The 6,123-nt window shown below is 59.1% G+C and carries 6 protein-coding genes and 1 pseudogene; 2 read left to right on the plus strand and 5 right to left on the minus strand.

Annotated elements, in window-relative coordinates:
• Positions 1-14 precede the first annotated feature (14 nt).
• From VGP75_RS02985 to VGP75_RS03005, 5 genes and pseudogenes are all read right to left on the minus strand, one after another.
• Positions 15-191: pseudogene (locus VGP75_RS02985) on the minus strand (MBL fold metallo-hydrolase); the annotation flags it as partial.
• A gap of 6 nt (positions 192-197) precedes the next feature.
• Positions 198-410: a YgaP family membrane protein gene (locus VGP75_RS02990; RefSeq protein WP_327542237.1), complete on the minus strand. Its 213-nt coding sequence runs from the start codon at positions 408-410 to the stop codon at positions 198-200.
• An 85-nt stretch (positions 411-495) separates the two neighbouring features.
• The gene (locus VGP75_RS02995; protein ID WP_327542238.1) at positions 496-1,167 is read right to left on the minus strand and encodes a Crp/Fnr family transcriptional regulator; all 672 of its coding nucleotides are present in this window, start codon (positions 1,165-1,167) and stop codon (positions 496-498) included.
• The gene (locus tag VGP75_RS03000; RefSeq protein WP_327542239.1) at positions 1,164-1,676 is read right to left on the minus strand and encodes a hypothetical protein; all 513 of its coding nucleotides are present in this window, start codon (positions 1,674-1,676) and stop codon (positions 1,164-1,166) included. The genes VGP75_RS02995 and VGP75_RS03000 overlap by 4 nt, the downstream gene beginning before the upstream one ends.
• Before the next feature lie 58 nt (positions 1,677-1,734).
• Positions 1,735-2,505 (minus strand): fumarylacetoacetate hydrolase family protein, encoded by a 771-nt coding sequence (locus VGP75_RS03005; RefSeq protein ID WP_327542240.1) that lies wholly within the window; start codon positions 2,503-2,505, stop codon positions 1,735-1,737.
• A gap of 273 nt (positions 2,506-2,778) precedes the next feature.
• Between VGP75_RS03005 and VGP75_RS03010 the strand changes: the two genes are divergently transcribed.
• Together VGP75_RS03010 and VGP75_RS03015 are read left to right on the plus strand one after the other, a co-directional pair.
• On the plus strand, positions 2,779-3,462 hold the full coding sequence (locus VGP75_RS03010) for a fumarylacetoacetate hydrolase family protein (RefSeq protein WP_414727762.1): 684 nt from the start codon (positions 2,779-2,781) through the stop codon (positions 3,460-3,462).
• A gap of 487 nt (positions 3,463-3,949) precedes the next feature.
• Positions 3,950-6,123: DEAD/DEAH box helicase family protein (locus VGP75_RS03015; protein ID WP_327542241.1), on the plus strand; the 2,174-nt coding region annotated here is incomplete at its 3' end.

The following is a 6,123-nucleotide window of genomic DNA, read 5'->3' on the forward strand; positions in this document are numbered from 1 at the left end:
ACAACTCTTTCTGATCAAAGGGCGTTGATCGGTACTTTCAGCATCGGATTGCCGTCTTTATCAGCGGGGATTTCTCCGGCGCGCATGTTCACTTGCAGCGACGGGATGATCAGCTTTGGCATGGCCAGCTGCGCATCACGTGCGGTGCGGAACTTGATGAATTCATCGCGGGTCTTGCCGCCGCCCACGTGGCGCAATCAGATCTTGCAGGTCTGGATGCCAAAGATGCGGTAAAGCGGGCAGAACTTCAGTGTCGAGGTGCCCAGCATTACAAGACCCACAATGACGGAAATGATGGTTGCAGTGCTGGACTGAAACATCGCCATGCCACTGACGAACGGTGCGAAAAGCAGGACGATGCCAAGCACGAGGCGGAAAATACGGTCGATTGTGCCAATATTCGTAGTCATTTTGCTGTCTCCTATGAAAGATACATTCCTCATAGAGCCTAGCGGCGGAAACTTCGGTGATATTGTCACAAAGTCCGAAAATCATTTACGCATGATGGTCGGCCAGTCTTTCGAGGTGCGCGCGATCAAGGATCGTCACGCTGCCGCGCGCCTGCTCGATCCAGCCGCGGCGCTGGAATTCTTGAAGCTGGCGCGAGATGACTTCGCGCGCCGTCCCCAATTCGACCGAAAGCTTCTGGTGGGTTGTTGCGACGACATCCTGCCCGTCACAGAGTTTGAGCAATTTGTCTGCAAGCCGGACGTCGATCCGCTGAAAGGCAACTTCGTCGATCATCAAAAACAGGTCTGTAATGCGTTTGGAAAATGCCGCGAAAACAAAATCCCGAAACGATTTGGACTGGGCCACAAGATCATCGAAGACTTCGCGCGGAACCGCAGCGGCTTGCACGGCAGTTTCCGATATCCCTTCGGCCGCATAGTTCTCATAAGCCAGCAGGCAGGCGGTTGTCAGAACGCAACTTTCGCCGGCATGGATGCGATAGAGCACAATTTCATGCCCCGTATCCGATACCTGCTGGACCCTGACGGTCCCGTCCAACAAGAACAGCATATTCTCGGGCGAGTTTCCGGGCCCAAAGAGCGTGACCCCACCGGGCACTTCGATGATGGCACTACGCGACAGCAAAAGTTGCTTGATATGGGGTTCCAGCCGCGAGAGCCCGGGGAACCGTTCGACCCATTCCTGTGTTTCGGTCATCGGGCTGCCGCCACGGTTCTGGGGAATTCCTGCAGGCCTGCGGTAATCCGCATCATATCGCCGCCAATAATTTCTTCTGGCGGACGGGACAGAGCAAAGCCGCCGCGTCCACAACGGGTTATCAGAGAACTGATTTTGCCCAACGCATACAGAATTTTCGTGATATGCGGAGCTGCGAACCCGTGAATTTTACCAACGTCATCAACGCCCATAAGGCCAGGCGCTTTCAAAGCCGCAAGCTGTATCGCGCACAGCGCATAGGTGGGATAACGGGTCAATTTCATGGTGCATCCTGTGTCGCTCCCAAAAGCTACATTCAAGGTGCTGCTTTTGCAAATAAACACGGCCACCCAGCCTGTATCACCACTCCTAAAAATGTAGGAAAAGACACCGAATACCTGATCGCTATCGCCATCGCCATTTTGCCCCCATCTGCTATCTTTTGGCCCAACATGCGCCGCGACCATGCAGAACACCGCAGGCAGCCACGGCAAAGGCCGCGACCACATGCGCGTTGCCCTGACCCTACTGTCACGCGCTGGCATCCTCGGCGGGGCGAAGATGCCTTTATTCCGGTGGCGCGCTGGTGGTCACACCGACGGTGCCGATCCCTTCGATCACGACTTCGACGACCATGCCGGGTTTGACGGGGCGCGCACCGATCGAGGTGCCGCAGGCAATCACATCACCGGGGTTGAGCGTCATATCCTGTGACAAGGCACTGACAATCTGCGCAGGCGGCAGGATCATATCGGCGGCCGGATAGGACTGCCGCTCGCGGCCATCGACAAGCACTTTGATTGTCAAGTCGCGCCAGTCGACCTCGGTCTCGATCACGGGGCCAACCACGCCGAACCCGTCAAAGCTCTTGGCGCGGGTCCACTGCGGAAATGACGGATCGGCGTTCAGAATGTCGAGCGAGGTAAAGTCATTGATGCAGGTATAGCCCAAAATCGCGTCTTCGGCGTCTTCGATGGGGATGTCTTTGCACGTCTTGCCGATCACGATCCCGAGTTCCCCCTCGAACAGGACGCGGCCTGCGGAAGTCGGCAAAACGACTCTGCTGTCCGGACCGGTCAGTGACGTATCTGCCTTGAAGAAATACAAAGGATGCGCGGGGTGTTCCATCCCGCCCTTCTCGGCGGCCGCTTTGAAGTTGTTCCAAAGCCCGATGAATTTGCCGGGTGCTACCGGCGCCAGCAAACTGACATCGGCCAGCAGGATCGGGTCGCCTGCGACCTGATCTGATCCGAGCGCCGCCCGCGGGTGCAACATGTCATCCACGATGACGCCTGTCAGTTCCGTGCCGTCGCCAGTTTTTCCACGTGCCCATTTCATCGTGAAGCCTCCCCTTTGCGCCTATACCTGCGCAATCTCGCAGGTCTTTGACCAAGGATAAAGCCCTGTCGCGCTTGTCATTCAACTAGTCCCACAAGCCACGTGTTTGGCAGTTGTCTGGGCTGACCAGCGCATTTTGCAACGGTTGTCAGACGCAGCGCAATGTCGGCAATTCTGTGTTTGCTTGCAACAGCATGGAAAAGGGGGCGGGATTGAGTTCCAATATGCGCAGGTCTATCACTGGGCGTACCTGCGATCATACTGGAGCAATCAGTGACTGACTTTGTTATCCCATGCCCACCCGTTGTCACCATTCCTGTCGCAGGGGGAGGGGCCTTTCCTGTCCGGCGCATCTATTGCATCGGTCGCAACTATGCAGCCCATGCTGTTGAGATGGGCCATGATCCTGATCGGGATCCGCCTTTCTTTTTTCAGAAGAATCCTGACAATCTGGATGCGAGCGGCACGTTCCCTTATCCAAGCCAAACGAATGACGTACATCACGAGGTCGAGTTGTTGGTCGCGCTCAAATCAGGCGGTACCAATATCGCCGTTGAAGACGCGCTGGGGCATGTGTGGGGCTATGCTCCCGCGCTTGATATGACGCGGCGCGATCTGCAGGGCATTGCCAAAAAGATGGGGCGCCCTTGGGAAATTGGCAAAGCCTTTGAACGCTCTGCGCCTGTAGGTCCATTACAGCCAGTTGCGGATGTCGGTCATCTGGACCACGGCACAATCGCATTGGCCGTCAATGGTGAGGTCCGCCAGACTGGTGATCTGAACCAGATGATCTGGAAAGTCCCGGAAATGATTTCCTATCTGTCCGACTACTTTGCCCTCGCGGCAGGTGACGTGATCATGTCAGGCACGCCATCCGGTGTCGGTCCGGTCGAAAAAGGCGACACAATGGTGGTGCGCATCGAGGGGTTGGATGATTTGACCGTAAAGGTCGTCTAGATGCGATGCGCTAGACCCAAAAGGCGCTGTTCGCAGATATTTCCCGCATATTTTGGCGTAAAAGCGCAAACGTGATGGGGTGAAGACGGCCACATCTGGAACCCTGTGTGGGGCGTAGCGATTGCCGTGGCACGACAAGCCCGTCTGCGGCTTTCCGCGCAAGCGATCCGAGAAGCGCAGCGAATTCGGTAAAGGCAAGAAATGGTGCCCAGGGGCGGTGTAACCTGTTGGTTTTATTATAATATGTTACAGGGCGGTGGGACTTTTTTCTTTCACCATGTTTATTGGATTTTTTCGGATTTGTGTCCCACTTTTCCGAAGGGGATTAGGGCCGGAAATAGCAGCTCCAGCAGGCACCGCATTGTCCTGACGCCTGGACATCCCAACGGCGATCCTTACCAATGGTCTCAGAAGAAAAGATCAAACTTGGACGAGTGTGACTGACCCACGCCTCACCTGCCCGATCTGCATGCACCGTGAGGCCGGATTGATCACCGCCCCTCGGCATGTGCCCGCGTGGGATGACCTGACCGGACCGGAACAGATGGCGATGTTGGCCGAAGTGGGCGCCGCACTCGGTCGCGGCACGGCTGGTTTCGTTGCCGCATCCGATCACGGCCATTTCCACCTGCGGGAGGCGAACGGCACACGTCTGACAACCGGCGGCCGCGATCCGCTCCTGCCCTTGCTCGCCGAACGGCTGGACACGGCGCGGTCTGTCGACCTGGCAATTGCCTTCGCCATGGACAGCGGCGTGGCCCTGCTTGAGCCCTGGTTTCGAGAGCTGCTGGCGCGCGGCGGACGGCTCAGGATCGTGGTGGGCGACTATCTGGATACGACCGATCCAACTGCGTTGGCGCGCCTTCTGGACCTGGAAGGCGCGGAGCTGTTCGTGTTCGAGACCGGCGGCTTGAGCTTTCATCCCAAGGCCTCGCTGTTCCGGGCCGCCGATGCGCGCGGGGCGGCGATTGTCGGTAGCTCGAACCTGTCACAATCGGCGCTGACCGATGGCGTGGAATGGAACCTGCATTCCGAGGATGCAGCGGACAGCGTGGCAGCCGCGTTCGATGACCTTCTGGCACGCCCCGAGGTGAAGCCCCTGACGGCCGCCTGGATCGATGCCTATGCGAAACGCCGCAGGGCCAGGCCGATGCCCGAGTTCACCGCCCGCGTCGTGGCCGATGAAGGCCCGCCACCTGAGCCGCACATGATCCAGCAGGAGGCTTTGGCAGCGCTCGCGCAGAGCCGATCCAACGGCCACCGCGCCGGGCTTGTCGTGCTGGCCACCGGCCTCGGCAAGACCTGGCTGGCCGCCTTTGACACGATCCGTGCCAGGGCGGGTCGGATCCTCTTCGTCGCCCATCGCGACGAAATCCTGACCCAAGCCATGGCAGCGTTTCGCAGGGTTCGGCCTGAAGCCAAGCTGGGCCGTTACACGGGCACCGACAAAGAAGCCGACTCGGAAATTTTGTTCGCCTCGGTCCAAACTTTGGGCCGCGTTGGGCATCTGCGCCAGTTCGACCGGGATCATTTCGATTACATCGTGGTCGATGAATTCCACCACGCCGCCGCCCGCACCTATCAGAAGCTGATCGAGCATTTTACACCCGGCTTCCTGCTGGGCCTGACCGCGACGCCCGATCGGACCGATGGCGCCGATCTGCTTGGCTTGTGTGGCGAAAACCTTGTCTATGAATGCGGCCTCTTTCGCGGGATCGACTCGGGTCACCTTGCGCCGTTTCACTACTTCGGCGTGCCCGACGATGTGGATTACGCGCAGATCCCCTGGCGCTCCGGCCAGTTCGATCCGACTGAGCTGGACGCAGCACTTGCCACCGAGGCGCGGGCGCTGAACGCGCTGGACCAATACCGCAAACGCGCAAGCGGCCCCGCGATCGGCTTTTGCTGTTCCATGCGTCACGCCGATTACATGGCGGAGTATTTCCGCGCCACCGGGCTAAAGGCTGTCGCCGTCCATTCGGGCCAAAGCTCCGCACCTCGAGCAAGTTCCCTGGCAGCGCTTGGTCGCAGCGAGATCGACATCCTCTTCGCGGTCGACATGTTCAACGAAGGCGTGGACGTGCCCGAGATCGGCACCGTCCTAATGCTGCGCCCCACCGAAAGCGCGATCATCTGGCTGCAGCAGCTTGGCCGTGGCTTGCGCCGCGTCGAAGGCAAGGTGCTGCAGGTGATCGACTATATCGGCAACCACCGCAGCTTTCTGACCAAGGTCGCGACCCTTCTGCAGGCCGGCGCAGGGGATCGCTCGATCTCGACCAAGCTGGAGGCGCTTCAGGTCGGTGAGTTCCAGATGCCGAAGGGCTGCGAGATCACTTATGAGCTCGAGGTCATCGACATCCTGCGGAATCTTCTCCGCCCGAAAGAAGGCGCGGCGGAGCTCGAAGCCTTCTACATCGACTTCCGGGACCGGAACGGCATCCGGCCCACGGCCGTCGAAGTCTTCCGCAACGGCTTCGATCCTCGCGCTTCCGGCCATGGCGGCTGGTTCGACTTCGTCCGGGACATGGGCGACCCCTTGGCTGAACGTCCTTTCGCTACTCACGGTCGTCTCTTACGCGAGTTGGAACGGCCCAGGGGTTTGTCCGGATCCGCCTTGACCGGCTTGCGCGACGTCGCAGCCGGGAGGCAACCGAGCAACGG

Source organism: Yoonia sp., assembly GCF_036007805.1.
Lineage (GTDB): Bacteria > Pseudomonadota > Alphaproteobacteria > Rhodobacterales > Rhodobacteraceae > Yoonia.

Excerpts from the sequence above, each read along its gene's own strand:
- VGP75_RS02990 (WP_327542237.1), bottom strand. The coding sequence starts at position 410 with ATGACTACGAATATTGGCACAATCGACCGTATTTTCCGCCTCGTGCTT.
- VGP75_RS02995 (WP_327542238.1), bottom strand. The coding sequence starts at position 1,167 with ATGACCGAAACACAGGAATGGGTCGAACGGTTCCCCGGGCTCTCGCGG.
- VGP75_RS03000 (WP_327542239.1), bottom strand. The coding sequence starts at position 1,676 with ATGTGGTCGCGGCCTTTGCCGTGGCTGCCTGCGGTGTTCTGCATGGTC.
- VGP75_RS03005 (WP_327542240.1), bottom strand. The coding sequence starts at position 2,505 with ATGAAATGGGCACGTGGAAAAACTGGCGACGGCACGGAACTGACAGGC.